The organism is Sorangium sp. So ce836 (assembly GCF_028553905.1).
Taxonomy (GTDB): domain Bacteria; phylum Myxococcota_A; class Polyangia; order Polyangiales; family Polyangiaceae; genus Sorangium; species Sorangium cellulosum_D.
This window is the reverse complement of sequence record NZ_CP102233.1, coordinates 6,018,699-6,031,852: the sequence shown is the minus strand read 5'-3', so window position 1 is coordinate 6,031,852 and position 13,154 is coordinate 6,018,699. Positions and strand designations below refer to the sequence as shown.

The window sequence follows — 13,154 nt, the reverse complement described above, 5'->3', positions numbered from 1 at the left end:
CGCGTCGGGACGTCAGGGGCGGCTGCTGCGGCGGTGATGGACGGCGCCCGACAGGAACTCCACAGGCCCCCTCGGAAGTCAAGCGCCTCGCGGAGAGCGCCTCTCTCCAGGTCGTCCCCGGACGCAGGACCCGGCGTCTCCCCTCGAGGAAGAGGAATCCCGGCGGCGCAGAGGACTCGGAGAGAATCCCAGAGAGCCTCTGTGCTCTCCGTGCCCTCTGTGCTCTCTGTGCCTGCGCGGCGCGGATCTCGGGCTTTCGCGCCCATCGGCGCGAGAGGCCTCTGCAGGAGAGGTCCGCGACTTGCTCTCCCCAGCGCAGGTGCGCTTCGTGGCACCGGGAGGGGCTCATGCGGACTTCGAAGACGGGGAGAAACAGCGGTAGGTCGACAAGAAGGAGAGGCGTCGTGGGGGGGCTCGCCGGGCTTCTCGGGCTCGGCCTCTGTCTCGGCGTCTCCAGCGCTTCCGCGGACGACGCTGCACAGCGCACCTCGCCGCAGGCGCAGGCGCGAGCGCAAGGCCGCCTCGGGCCGCACCGCGCCTCGATTCCCACGCAGCACGCCGCCTCCACCTACGTCGCGAACCCCCAGAAGCGGCGCTGGATCATCGCCGGAGCGTCCACGCTGAGCGGCTTCTGGACCGCGTCGGCCATCTACGGCGCCGCCCTCAGCCTCGAGCGGCCGCACACCCGGCTCGTGCCCCATTGCACCAAGTGCGCATGCTCCCTCGTCCCGCAGCGCGACAGGGCCTCGGCCAGGCCCACCACGCTGCTCATCCCCCTCGCCGGCCCCTGGATCCACCTCGGCACGGGGCGGCACTCGGCGGCAGGCGCGGTCGGCCTCTCCGTCCTGGGCGCCGGCCAGGCCGTCGGCCTCGGGATGCTGCTCGGCGGCATCGCCATGCCGCGGCAGGTGCGCGTGCCGATGAAGCGCGGCAGCGTGCTCCAGGTGGGCGCAGCGCCGATCGTCACCCCCGACGGGCTCGGGCTCTCGATCCAGGGCTCGATGTAGCCGCGGCTCGAGGTCCCCGCCGGCGCCCGCGTCGCGGAGCGCCCCGCGGCGCGCCGGCGCGCGCGTCCGGCGCCGGCGCGCGGGTCACGGCGAACGGCCGAGGATCGCCCGCACGCGCAGCCGCTCCTCGGGCGTGAACGCGCGCGCGAGCAGCGCCTCCTCGGCGGCGCGCCGCGCCTCCGGCTCGGCCTCGGTCGCCGCGATCGCCGCGCGCGCGCCCTCGAACGCGTCGAGGCGCCGCTGCCAGTCCGCCCGCTGCCGGTCGAGCGCCGCGAGCCGGTCCGCAGCCTCGGGGCCCACGGTCGCGACCCGGTGCGCGTGGAGCTCCTCGTCCGAGGCGCCCGCGTCGCGGAGCGCCTGCTCCTCGGCCTGCTGGACGAGCGGGCGCACCGCCGCCTCACGCGCCTCGCGGAGGTGCTCGGGCAGCGCCGCCTCGACCTCGGCGAGCCGCGCGTCGCGCTCCTCGGGCGAGAGGGTCGCGTCCGCGAGGACGCGGGACGCCTCGATCGCCGCCTCCCCCTCCCGCTCCTCGTCGCCGAACAGCTGCGCCGCGACCTCGTCGCCGAAGTGCGCCCGCCGGATCTCGCGCAGCGCGGCGAGCCGCTCGGCCGGATCGGCCGCCTGCGCGGCGCGCGCCGCGCCGGCCGCCTCGCGGTAGCCGAGGTACCGGTCGAGCAGGGCGATCGCCTGGTCCGCCGCGCGCCCCGCCGCGCGCTCCCGGATCGCCGCCACGATGCGGGCGCGGATCGCCGCGTCCGGCTCCTCGCCGGCCGCGCTCAGGAAGTAGTCGAACAACGCGAGGAGCTCGGGGCCGACGATCAGATCGCCGTTCGCGTCGACGAGCACCGCGCCGTCGACGTCCGTGCCGCGGAGCGACGGCGCCGCGGACGGCCGCGGCAGAGCGGCCGCGGGGGGCGCGACCGACAGCGCATGCCGGACCCGCGCCGGGGCCGGCGCCGTCGACAGCGCCGGCCGCACTTCCGCGCGGAAGGAGCGCGCGGCCAGCCCGCTCGTCCGCGCGGCGGACGCGGCCGGTCTGGGCCGCTCCCGCGAGAGGAGCCGCCCGGCGCCGAGCAGCGCGGCGACCGCCATCGCCGCGAAGACAACCTTCCTTCCACGACGCTCCACGGGCCCTCGCCGGATCAGAGACCGAGGTTCTTCAGGCGGCTCGCGTGCGCCCGGAACACGGATTTCGGGTTCGGGCCAGACAGGTTGATAAACCCGAAGAGCTGATTCACCTCGTCGAGGTGGTTCATCCCGTAATCGTCGCGGACCACCTCCCCGAAGTGGGAGCTGCACCTGCCCACCATCCCGTCGTTCGACTCCGAGTACAGCTTGGAGATGAGCCCGAGCGTCACGTCGGTCGGATCGAGGAGGCTCGTGATGATCCCTGTCCCCGACCACGAGAAGAAGCGCACGCCGTTCTCCTCGGCGGCGCCCTGCCCGCACCGGCTGGCGGGCAGCCCGGCCGGGTAAAGCGCGTTGAACTCGCGCATCCCATCGGCCGAGAGCGACTTCACGGCGGCGATCGAGTCCTGAGGCGCCGTATGCCCGCTGAGCAGGCTGAGCACCGTGCCCAGGCTGTTGGCGAGGAACGAGAGCGCCCCCTGGGCGAAGCCGCCGTCGCGCAGGTTCTCCTGGAGATAGCTGGCGAGCTCGGCCCCCTGGTGCGGCGACCCGATCGTGGTCACCGAGGCGACGAGATCCGGCCGCACCGCGGCGACGTACCGGACGTCGAGCCCTCCATGGCTGTGCCCGATCAGGTTGACCTTCCCGCTCCCGGTGCGCGCGACGATATCCTCGACCTGGGCGAGCAGCGCCTCCCCGCGCGCCTCGGTGCTGTCGAACTGGGGCACGGAGGTGGCGTACACCTCCGCTCCGCCGGAGCGCAGCGTCGACGCGATCCCACCGAAGTAGTCGACCACACCGAACATCGCCTTGAAGCCGGCCATCCCGTGACAGAGCACGATGGGATACTGCGTCTTCGCATAGCTCTTCAACGCCTGGGCGGCCTCGCCGACGTCGGCGCGCTCCTCGCCCGCCGCCTCATCCATCGACGCAACGCATCCTTGCGAGAGCAGCAGGACGGCAGCGCCGGCGGCACAGCGCAATGCGTCAATCCACATTCGGCACCCAGCCCCTCGTTTTCTCTCGACTCTCTGCCCATTTCGAGCAGGTGTGACGGTGGTGGGTAGTACGGCGCGCGTGTTGGAGGAATGAGCTCGTCTGATCACCTGTCACCTCTGATAGAGTATTTTTTTAATTCGAATCAAGCAGAACTCACAGGCTCTCAGCGCAATAAGCACCTCGCTCATCCTGGACAATCGGCAGACAGGTGTCCGCCACCGCACCGGTCACGATGGTCCAGGCGACGCGACAGGCCATGAGCGGCGCGGCGTCAAACCGTCCGTGTCGCGCCGAACCGCGCGGGAAGCGGATGCGCACGGGCGGGCGAGGCGGAGGGTGAATGCACCCCTCGGGCCGGCTGGCTCGCCGCGGCGCCAGGGGCTAGCCAGCTGGCTCGATCGACGCGGCGCCCAGGACGATGCGCGCGTTCTCCGGCACCGCGGTCAGGAACCGCTCGCGCCGCCGTGGGTCCGCGATGCGCTGGGCCCGCGCGAGCAGGCTCTCTCTTGCGTCGGCGAGCACGGCGGCCGCCTCGGCGTGCGCGCCGGACGCCGCGAGCGCCTCGGCGTACGCGAGCCGCACGAGCGACTCGCCCTCTTCCAGGGACCCGAGCGCCGCGAGCTCGCCGAACGCCGCCCGCGCCGCGCCGAGGGCCGCCGCGACCTGGCCGCCGGCGAGCAGCGCGCGCGCGCGCACCGCCATGGCGGGCGCGCGCAGCCGCGGGGCCACGCGCAGCGCCGCCTCGGCCGCGCTCGCCTCCCGCTCGGCGGTCGCGGCGTCGCCCGAGAGCAGCGCGATCTTCGCGAGGTACGTCCGCGCCACGCCCTCCATGCGCAGGTCGCCCCGCTGCTGGAACGCATCCACCGCGCGCCGCTCGACGAGCTGCGCCTCGTCGAGCTTGCCGAGCTGCCCGAGCGCGTGACCGAGGTTGTGCAGCGCCACGGTCGCGAGCTCGCGCAGCCCCATCCGATCGGCGGCCTCCTGGGCGGCGCGCAGGGCCGCCTCGGCCGCCTCGAGCTCGCCGAGCTCGGCGTAGATGAAGCCGAGGTTCGCGCGGATCACGCAGGCGCTGCGCCTGTCCCCGGCCTGCTCGAACGCCGCGAGCGCCGCCTCGAGGCCCTCGAGGCAGGCCTCGGGGTCGCCGCCGGCCGAGGCGCGGATCGCGCGGAGCTGCTGCGCCATCGCGACGAGCTCGGCGTCGGGCGGCGGGGGCGCGCGGAGGTCCTCGTCGATGCGCGCGAGCAGGGCGTCGGCCTCGGCGCAGCGACCGCCGAAGACGAGCTGCGCGCCGCACTCGCAGAAGCACGCGATCCGCGCGCGGCGCAGCGCCGGCGCGCCGGAGGGCGGCGGCGCGGCCGGATCGCGCGCCGCGGACAGGCCCTCGGCGATGGCGGCCCACCCCGCCACGCGGTCGACGGCGCCGAGCTTCCCCGCGGCGGCGGCGATCTGCGTCACGGCCCGGAACCACCCGGGGGAGCCGGCCGGGAGCAGCTCGGCCGCGGATGCGCCCAGCGCCTCGGCGGCGGCGAGATCGCCCTCCCAGACCTTGGCCTCGGCCGCGACAAGCCGGAGCGCGCCGAGGTCCTCGCCCGCGGCGCCGCACGCCTCGCCGCTCGCGGCGCGCTCGATCACGGCGCAGAGGTCGTTCGCCTCGAGCGATTGCTCGGACGCGCGCCGGTACCAGCGCACCGCGCGGCCGGGCTCGCCGCCCCGCCGGAAGTGCTCGGCCACGACCTGCGGATCCGCGGACGCGCCCCGCTCGAGCCACGCGCCCGCCAGCCGGTGGCCGAGCGCGCGATCGTGCTCGGTCAGCATGGCGTAGGCGGCCTCGCGGACGAGCGTGTGGCGGAAGACGTGGTCGGCGGCGTCGGCGAGGCCCCCCGACCCGGAGGCCGGCGCGACGAGCTCGCGGTCGGCGAGCGCCCCGAGCCACGCCTCGACGTCGGCGAGGCGCTCCTCGCCGCCGAGCAGCGCCGCGACGCCGCGCTTCGAGAAGCGATCGCCGAAGATGCTGGCCGCCCGGAGCACGCGCTTGCCCTCGTTGCCCTCGGCGTCGAGCCGCGCCTCGACCGTGCCGAGCACCGAGTCGGGCAGGAGCTCGCCCTTGCCGCTCGCGACCGCCCGGATGAGCTCTTCGAGGTAGAAGGGGTTGCCGCCGGCGCGCTCGACCAGGTGCGCCACCACGCCCTCGGGCACGGGCTCGCCGAGCGCCGCGCGCACGAGCTCCGCGCCCGCGCGGCGCGGCAGCGGTCCGAGCTTGATCGTCTGCACCTCGCGCTCGGCCCACAGGTTCGGGAACCGCTGGTGGACGTCGGGGCGCGCGAGCGCGAGCACGAGGAGCGGCAGCTCGCGGAGGTTCCGCAGGGTCGCGTCGAGCAGGCGCACGGTGGCGGCGTCGCCCCAGTGCAGGTCCTCCAGCGCGAGGAGCACCGGGCGCGCGGCGCACTCGGCCGCGAGCCAGTCCTCCCACGCGGCCCACACGCCGTCGCTCACGCCGGCGGGGCTCTGGCGCGCGGCGCGCAGCAGCCGGGCGTGCTCGGGCGAGGGCGCGCCGGCGATCTCGCCGAGGAACGCCGCGGCGCGCTCGCGCGGCGGGCCGTCGAGGTGGCGCCCGAGCCGCTGCCTCAGCTTGCGGTGGCGCGCCGCCTTCGGGTCGCGCTCGCGGAGGCCCGCGGCCCGGCAGAGGACGTCGGCGATCATGCCGAACGGCGAGCCGGGGGAGCTCGAGTCGGCGCGGCCCCAGAGGATCTCGACCGGCTCGTCCTGCTGCCGCAGGGCGGCGAAGAGCTCCAGGCGGAGCCGGGACTTGCCGGCGCCGGGCGGCCCGACGACGAGCACCGCGCTCGCGAGCGACTCGGAGACGCAGCCGGAGAGCGCGCCGTGGAGCATCGAGAGCTCGCGGGCGCGGCCGACGCAGGGCGTGCGCTTCCCGAGCAGCGCGGGGGCGATCTCGTCCACGGCGCGCTCGCCGGAGAGGACGAGCGGCTCGCCCGGCGCCGAGGGCGCGGGGCGCGCGACGACGAAGCGGGGCCCGAGCATGTCGGCGGTCGCCGGGTCGAGGCGCACGGCGCGCGCTCCACGCGCGTCGCGCGCGGCGCGGAGCTCGGCGAGGCCGCGGTCGATGGCGTCGCCCCCGGCGACGCCCGCGGAGAAGACGCCCCGCCCCGTGATGACGCAGAGCGGCGCGCCCGGCAGCTCGGCGCGGAGGGCGAGCGCGCACTGGGCGGCGCGCTCGGCGCGGTCGACGGCGCTGCCGGGGCCGGACATCACGACGAGGTCCACGCCCGGGGTGAGCTGCGTGAGCCTGCCGCCGTGGAGCTCGACGAGCGCGCGGATCTCGGCGGCGCGCGAGCTCGACGCGGGCGGAGAGCCGGCCTCGCCGAGGGCGCGGTCGAGCTCGGCGAGGGCGCCGTCGTCGGCGGCGCCGAGGAAGACGAGGCTCGCGACGCGCTGCTCGTCCAGCGTGAGGGCGGCGCGCTCGCGCGGGCCGGGGCCGCGGCCCGGCGCGCTCCCCGCGCGCGGCGGCGCGCCGGGCGGCATGCTCCCCGACAGCGTCGGCGCGTCGGGCGGGGCGATCCACGGGCCGGCCACCGCGGCGATCCGGTCGATCTCCGCCGCGACCTCGGCGCCGTCGCGCGGGCGATCGCCGGGCAGCCTCGACAGCATGCGCGCGACGAGCTCGTCGAGCGGCGCGGGCGCGTCCGCGCGCAGGTCGCGGAGGCGGGGCGGATCCTCGAGGAGCATCTTGCTGAGCGCGGCCATCGGGCTCGCGGCCGCGAAGGCGGGCTGGCCGGTGAGGCACTCGAAGAGGACGCACCCGAGGGAGAACACGTCGCTGCGCGGATCGGGCGCGCTCCTGGCCTCGACCTGCTCGGGGGCCATGTACCCGGGCGTGCCGAGGACGCCGCCGGTGATGGTCACGCGCCCCGCGTCCGCGCTGGGGCGCGCGATGCCGAAGTCGACGAGCTTGACGCGCCCCGCGTCGCCGCCGGGAAGGAAGAGGTTGCTCGGCTTGATGTCGCGGTGGACGATGCCGCGCGCGTGCGCGAACGCGAGGGCGTCGGCGGCCCGGCGCACGAGCGAGAGCCCATCGCTCGCGGGCAGGACGCGGCGGGCGAGGCGCGCGGCGAGGTCCTCGCCGTCGAGCCACTCCATGGCGAGGTAGCGGTCGCCCTCCGGGGTGCTGCCGTGCGCGACGTAGCGCACGATGCCCGGATGGACGAGCGAGGCGAGGAGCGCGGCCTCCCGCTCGAACCGCTCGACCTGGATCGCGCTCCTCAGGCGGACGATCTTGAGGGCGACCGACGCGCCGCCGAGGCGGTCGTGCGCCTTGTAGACGGTGCCCATCCCTCCGGCGGCGGCCTCACCTTCGAGGACGAAGCGCCCTGCGACGACCTCCGCGTGGCTCACGTCAGCGCAGGAACACGGTGACCGAGCCCGGGTGCGGCACCTCCTCGACGGCGAGCTCGCCCGAGCGGACGTGGTCCGTGCCGCGGCAGTTCCGGAAGCTCCCGTCGCTGCTCGGCGCGTCGCACAGGCGCTCGCACGATCCGGCGACCTCGATCGCGCATGTATCGAGCGACGGCCCGCAGACGCGGGGGATGGCCGAGGTCTCTTTCGGGAGGCACGCGTGGTAGAGGGGCCGCTCCGCGAAGATGTCGCCGTAGTACGTCGCCTCCCGCACGGGGAACGCGGCGCGCTCGACCTTGTCGGCGAGGAGCTCCGCGCGAGCGCCGCGGAGGGAGATCCTCACCCGCTCTCCGAGGTAGTTGACGCGGGCGAGGACGCAGCCGCTGACCCAGCTCCGGCACGCGCCGTCGCAGGATCCGCCCTCCTTTCCCCAGCGCGGCGCGAGGCCGAGCTCTCCCGGGAAGGAGCGCTCGTCGCCGTCGATCGCGAGGGTGAGGCGCTCGCCTCGCGGCAGCGCGCAGCTCGCGATGTACTTCAGCACGGCGCGCGCGGCCGGGTCGCGGAGCGCCTCGGCCGTGAGCGGGCTTTCCGAGAGCGCCTCGGCGGTGAGCGCGTTCGATGTCAGCGCCTTCGCGGTGAGCGCGTTCGACGTCAGCGCGTTCGACGTCAGCGCGTTCGACGTCAGCGCGTTGTTCGACCCGACGGCCTGGGACGCGTCGCCGTCCTCGGCCTCCGCCGAGGGTTCCGGGTCGAGCGGGGCCGCGCAGGCGCCTGTGGAGAGCGCGGCGACGGTCAGGACGAGAGAAGCCAGCTTCGGCGAATGCTCCATGGTTAACGCCCCCTGGGATGCCCATGAGCGCTTCGCCCATGAGCTCCCGAAACGACCGGCGCCGGAACGCGGACCACGGGGGCTCGCATCGAACGCCGGTGCGTACATCTTGGTTCAAATGCACGAGCCGAGAAGAAGCCTACAAGGCCGGAGCGGCCGACGTGAGTCAGCGCCGCTACGGCGACACGTGGAAAGATGTCACTGATAAACCGCGTGGCAAAGACCGACGCGCACGCAATACGCTCTTTTTTTTTGTGTCGCGGAGCGAACGCTCTGTCGGCGCGAGACCACCGCTCTGTCCACGCCATCACGAACAGCGATGCTCGCACCGGGGACGGAGGCGCGGTGAGCGGCGGAGGCGCGATGAGGTGCTGACAGCCACCCTCCTGCCGGGCGGAGCGCGGGGCGCGCGTCGCTGGCGTCGTCGGGGTGGAGAGTCGCGCTGGCGTCGTCGGGGCGGAGGCCGTGGCCGTCGTGGTCTGCCGACCTGCGGGGCCGGCCTCCCCTGGGTCCGCGGTCGACTCGCGGGGGCGCGGCGCCGCCCCGGTCGCGGGGTGGCGGGGACGGCAGCGCTGGCTCGTCTGGGCCGGGGGCGCCCTGTCCACGCGCGGCCGTCCGCGGCGTTCGCTCGATCGAGGGGCGTGCCGCGGGCGGGGGGCGAACGGCGGCTAGACGGACTGCTCGGCGCGGTGCGTCGATGTGCCCTTGACGCCGCTGCGCCTTGATCATTACATGCCGCAGACCATGAAGGGCCATGCCCGCAATCTGATGACCGAGCGCGTGATCGCTTTGGAGCAGGGCACGCCGGTCACCGACATGTTGCAGCTGTTCGCGAAGCAGAACCTGAGCGGCGCCCCGGTCATCGACGAGGGGCACCACATCGTCGGGTTCGTCAGCGAGACCGATCTCCTGGGCGTGCTCCTGCGCGAGGAGTACGAGGGCATGACGGCCGCGGACGTGATGAGCACCCCGCCGATCTGCGTGGACGAGTTCATGCCCACCGACGAGGTGATGACGCTGCTCCGCGAGAACCGGATCCACCATCTGCCGGTCGTGCGCGAGGGGCGGCTCGTCGGGATCATCACGCCCCAGGACATCCTGCGCTACCTCGTGGAGCGGGTTCTGCCGCTCCCGCCGACCTCCGCCTGAGGCCACCGGCGCCCGGAGGGCAGCCGGATCGCTCTCCTCACCAGCGACATGGACGCGGCCACAGGATGGCTCGTTGGGACGCGTGCCGACACCTCGGCGTCTCGAGCGGCACCGGCGCGTCGAAGCCGATGGTTCGCCCGGCGTCCTCGAGAATGCGGAGGCGATTTCAGCACGAATCGGGGCCGCTTCAGCAAGCGCCGGAGTCTCCTTGTGCATTGCACGGAAGGCTTCCTGCTTGCCACCGAATGCGGCGCGAGATCGCGGAAGCTGGCATATTCGCTCTCACGTTACTCGTACGCTGAAAAATCATTCTATCGCGTGCGCATCGACTCTTCTGCCGAGGACTTGCCTCCTGCGCGTCGGTCATCGAGGGTTGCCCCATGCCGAAGTCGCCGCGCAAGCGTGCGCTGAGCTCGCCCACGATGCGCTGTTCCAGTGGACCTTCTCCCAGCGCGAGCACGCCGTCGGCCTGCTGAGGGCCGCGCTGCCGCCGCCGCTGGTCGCGGCCGTGCGATGGGGCACGCTGCGCGTCGAGAAGGGCAGCTTCGTCGACCGCGCGCTGCGCAGCCGCCATAGCGATCTCGTGCTCTCCGCCAGGGTCGGAGAGGGGCGGGTCTACTTCTACGTGATCGTCGAGCAGCAGCGCGACGTCGAGGCGCTGATGGTCTTCCGCATGGGCCTGTACATGATGCGCCTGTGGGAGCAGCTCGTCCGCGAACAGCCGGGACTGAAGAAGCTGCCGCCGATCATGCCGGTGCTGGTCCATCACAGCGACACGGGGTGGACGGCGGCCAGGGCCTTCGAGGACATCGTCGCGATCGATGGTCCGGCGCGGGCGGCGCTCCTGCCGCACATACCGCGCTTCGAGCTGCGGCTGATCGACGTGAGCGGCGGGCGGGCCGGCGATCTGGTGGAGCAGGCGCTGACGGCGCTGGGAAAGGTGGTGCTGTGGTGCCTGTCGGTCTCCGGCGACGACGCGCGGCTCGAGCGGGAGATCGGGCGCATCGCGGCTGCGCTGGACGAGGTGCTGCAGGCGCCGAGCGGGCTCGCTGCCCTGGAGGCGCTCTTGCGCTATCTTGTGGCCACGCACGCGCGCTTCAGCGCGCGGAAGATCGGACGGCTCTTGGAGAAAGCGGCGGGCCCGCGGGCCCAGGAGGCTATCGTGAACGCGCTGGACGAGATCGAACGCAGAGGCGAGCGCAGGGGGCGCGCGCAGGGCCGCGCACAGACGCTCCTGGAGCTGCTCGCGGCCCGGTTCGGCGCCGTGCCTGCCGACGTGAGCGCCCGGATCCTGGCCGCGAACGAGGCGGCGCTCGTCGCCTGGACGACGCGGGTGCTCACGGCCCCGACGCCGGAGGACGTCCTCGCCGAGGACGGCGAGCGCCCCGCAGCGACGCGGCGCCCTGCGGCACGCAAACGCGCGCGGCGGGTCTGATCCGGGGAAACGCCGCCACGCCCGCCCCGAGGCGGCCGCCCGCTCGGCCGCACCCCCCCGGTCGGAGGTGAAGCGCCCGCGGAGCCGCCGGCCGCCGCCTCCTACCGCCGGTCGAACTGGTACCGCGCCCGCTCCGCGCCCTCGATCGCGACCACGATGCGCTTCGGGCCGAGGCGCACCACGGCGTGCGCCGCCGCGGGGCGGCCCGGCGCGTCGTCGTCGAGGTTCTCGATCAGGCTCTGGAGCGTCACGTACGGAATGCCGCGGATCACGTCGAGGTGGTTCCAGTGCAGGTGGCCGTTGAAGACCGCGAGGACGCCGTGCTCCTCGAAGAGCTTCCGCATCGCGCGCCGCTCGCGCACGAGGCAGATGTGCGGGCTCCCCTCGAACCAGCGGTTGCCCCGGAGATCCTGATCGGCCGCGCTGTGGTGCATCAGCACGACCTTGGGCAGCGAGGTCCCCGCGAGGTCCTCGGCGAGCCAGGCGAGCTGCTCGGGCCCCACCGACACGTCGCAATCCTTGCGCTCGCGCGTGTGGAGGACCGTGAAGTGGTACCCGCCGCGGTCGAACGCGTAGTGGAGCCGCGTCACCTCGGGCCTCCCCCAGGCGGACAGCAGCTCGGCCTCGCTCAGGTGGACCACGTCGTGGTTGCCGGCGACGTGGAAGAGCTCGGCCCGCACGCCGCGGAGCGCCGCGATGCACTCGCCGTAGCGCGCCCGATCGGCCTCCGGACCCTCGTCCTCGATGTCGTCGCCCAGGTTCACGACGAGGTCGGGCCGCGTGACCTCGTTCATCCGCTCCACGAAGGCGCGCGTCAGCGCGGGCGCCTCGCCCGTGAGCTTGCGCAGCTTGCCCCCGAACGACGCCTGCGGGCCGAAGTGCAGGTCCGAGACGAGCGCGACGACGAGCTCCATCCGCGCCTCGCCGCTCAGCTCGACGCCGCGCCGGGATCCGGCGTCCCCTTGGAGCCGCCGAGGCACGCGGGCGAGCGGAACCCCGCGCTCCCCTGCCGCTCCCACTCGTCCGGCGTCATCGCGCGGATCGTCAAGGCGTGCAGCCCGGCGCCGAACTCCTCGCGTACGACCTCGTTGACGCGCCGGTGGCGCTCGAGGGGGCTCAGGCCCCGGAACGCCTCGCTCACCACGAGCACCTTGAAATGCGTCTCCGAGCCCGCCGGCACGCTGTGCATGCGGCTCTCGTTCTCCACCTCGAGGTGCACGGGCTCGAGCGCGCGGGCGAGCTTGCTCTGGATCGACTCCTGCCTCGTCGCTGTCGTCATGGCCGCGCGAAGCTTAGCCTCGGCCGCGCCGCCGGTCACCCGATGAGCGCCGCCGCGAAGGAGCGCCCGCCCGCCGGGACCCGGGCGGGAGCGCGCTCCGCGGGCCGCGGGAGGGCGCTCCGCGGGCCGCAGGAGGGCCGCCGTGGACGAAGGGATTGCCCGGCGCCACGCCAACGGATAAACCGCGCGGCATGGCATCTCCGATGGTTGCGCGGCTCGCGCTCGTCCTCGTCGCCGGGCTCGCCGGCGCTTCCGGCTGCAGCGACGATGAGACGTCGACCGCCCCCGGCCCGACCGGAGTGCCCCAGCTCGAGATCGTGAGCCCGAAGGACGGCGCCTGCGTCGCGATCGGGGAGCCCTCGGACGCCTCCTCCGACGACGGCCCGACGGTTCCGATCAGCGTGACGGTCTCCGAGCTCCTCCTCCGCCCTCCCGGCACCTGCTTGACGTACCGGCAGTGCGGGCACCTCGTGCTCAGCGTCGACGGCGAGAGGAACAACGCCGCGGCCGGCCGCGTGATCGACGTGCGCCTCGGCGCGCTCGATCCCGAGGAACGCTACGGTGAGCTCGAGATCACCATCGCCGCCGTGAGCGACGCGGGCGAGCCGATCCTCGGCGGCGAGAGCAAGCAGGAGCCGCTCACCCGGAGCTTGTCGCTGACCGTCGCGGCGTCGTGTGAAGACGGCAGCGGCGGCGCAGGCGGGGACGGCGGCTCGGGCGGCGATGGCGGCGCGGGCGGCGGTGGCGGCTCGGGCGGCGATGGCGGCGCGGGCGGGGACGGCGGCTCGGGCGGCGGTGGCGGCTCGGGCGGCGATGGCGGCGCGGGCGGGGACGGCGGCTCGGGCGGCGGTGGCGGCTCGGGCGGGGACGGCGGCTAGCCCGCTCGCCGTTGCCCCGCGCCGCTCCAGCCCGGCCGAG

The 13,154-nt window shown here is 74.6% G+C and carries 10 protein-coding genes; 4 read left to right on the top strand and 6 right to left on the bottom strand.

The annotated features are described in order from the left end of the window. Positions 1 to 404: 404 nt before the first annotated feature. On the top strand, positions 405 to 1,007 hold the full coding sequence (locus tag NQZ70_RS21790; RefSeq protein WP_129575920.1) for a hypothetical protein: 603 nt from the start codon (positions 405 to 407) through the stop codon (positions 1,005 to 1,007). Positions 1,008 to 1,091: 84 nt separating this feature from the next. Here NQZ70_RS21790 and NQZ70_RS21785 read toward each other — a convergent pair whose 3' ends face one another. From NQZ70_RS21785 to NQZ70_RS21770, 4 genes are all read right to left on the bottom strand, one after another. After that, positions 1,092 to 2,099 (bottom strand): lipase secretion chaperone, encoded by a 1,008-nt coding sequence (locus NQZ70_RS21785; protein WP_129581493.1) that lies wholly within the window; start codon positions 2,097 to 2,099, stop codon positions 1,092 to 1,094. Positions 2,100 to 2,149: 50 nt separating this feature from the next. After that, the gene (locus tag NQZ70_RS21780; RefSeq protein ID WP_129575919.1) at positions 2,150 to 3,061 is read right to left on the bottom strand and encodes a triacylglycerol lipase; all 912 of its coding nucleotides are present in this window, start codon (positions 3,059 to 3,061) and stop codon (positions 2,150 to 2,152) included. Between the two features lie 454 nt (positions 3,062 to 3,515). Beyond that, positions 3,516 to 7,544, bottom strand: a complete 4,029-nt coding sequence (locus tag NQZ70_RS21775) for a serine/threonine-protein kinase PknK (protein ID WP_129575918.1) — start codon at positions 7,542 to 7,544, stop codon at positions 3,516 to 3,518. 1 nt (position 7,545) lies between these two features. Next, positions 7,546 to 8,373 carry a hypothetical protein gene (locus NQZ70_RS21770; RefSeq protein ID WP_129575917.1) on the bottom strand — a complete coding sequence of 276 codons (828 nt, stop codon included), beginning with the start codon at positions 8,371 to 8,373 and terminating at the stop codon, positions 7,546 to 7,548. A gap of 732 nt (positions 8,374 to 9,105) precedes the next feature. Here NQZ70_RS21770 and NQZ70_RS21765 point away from each other — a divergent pair. Beyond that, positions 9,106 to 9,522 (top strand): HPP family protein, encoded by a 417-nt coding sequence (locus NQZ70_RS21765; RefSeq protein ID WP_129575916.1) that lies wholly within the window; start codon positions 9,106 to 9,108, stop codon positions 9,520 to 9,522. 82 nt (positions 9,523 to 9,604) lie between these two features. Beyond that, positions 9,605 to 10,957, top strand: coding sequence for an Rpn family recombination-promoting nuclease/putative transposase (locus NQZ70_RS21760; protein WP_272829141.1), 1,353 nt, complete (start codon positions 9,605 to 9,607; stop codon positions 10,955 to 10,957). A gap of 101 nt (positions 10,958 to 11,058) precedes the next feature. Here the strand turns inward: NQZ70_RS21760 and NQZ70_RS21755 are convergent, their stop codons facing one another. Then, entirely contained in the window at positions 11,059 to 11,871 is an 813-nt protein-coding gene (locus tag NQZ70_RS21755) for a metallophosphoesterase (protein WP_237245501.1), read from the bottom strand. Positions 11,872 to 11,885: 14 nt separating this feature from the next. After that, on the bottom strand, positions 11,886 to 12,236 hold the full coding sequence (locus NQZ70_RS21750) for a BolA family transcriptional regulator (protein WP_044988516.1): 351 nt from the start codon (positions 12,234 to 12,236) through the stop codon (positions 11,886 to 11,888). 191 nt (positions 12,237 to 12,427) lie between these two features. On the opposite strand from NQZ70_RS21750, the gene NQZ70_RS21745 reads away from it, so the two are divergent. Then, a complete protein-coding gene (locus NQZ70_RS21745; RefSeq protein ID WP_207217912.1) occupies positions 12,428 to 13,114 on the top strand; it encodes a hypothetical protein in 687 nt (228 codons plus the stop codon). The last annotated feature ends 40 nt before the right edge of the window (positions 13,115 to 13,154 follow it).

Coding starts and splice junctions, on each gene's coding strand:
- NQZ70_RS21785 (WP_129581493.1), bottom strand. CDS start 2,099: ATGGCGGTCGCCGCGCTGCTCGGCGCCGGGCGGCTCCTCTCGCGGGAG.
- NQZ70_RS21780 (WP_129575919.1), bottom strand. CDS start 3,061: ATGGATGAGGCGGCGGGCGAGGAGCGCGCCGACGTCGGCGAGGCCGCC.
- NQZ70_RS21770 (WP_129575917.1), bottom strand. CDS start 8,373: ATGGAGCATTCGCCGAAGCTGGCTTCTCTCGTCCTGACCGTCGCCGCG.
- NQZ70_RS21765 (WP_129575916.1), top strand. CDS start 9,106: ATGCCGCAGACCATGAAGGGCCATGCCCGCAATCTGATGACCGAGCGC.
- NQZ70_RS21755 (WP_237245501.1), bottom strand. CDS start 11,871: ATGGAGCTCGTCGTCGCGCTCGTCTCGGACCTGCACTTCGGCCCGCAG.
- NQZ70_RS21750 (WP_044988516.1), bottom strand. CDS start 12,236: ATGACGACAGCGACGAGGCAGGAGTCGATCCAGAGCAAGCTCGCCCGC.
- NQZ70_RS21745 (WP_207217912.1), top strand. CDS start 12,428: ATGGCATCTCCGATGGTTGCGCGGCTCGCGCTCGTCCTCGTCGCCGGG.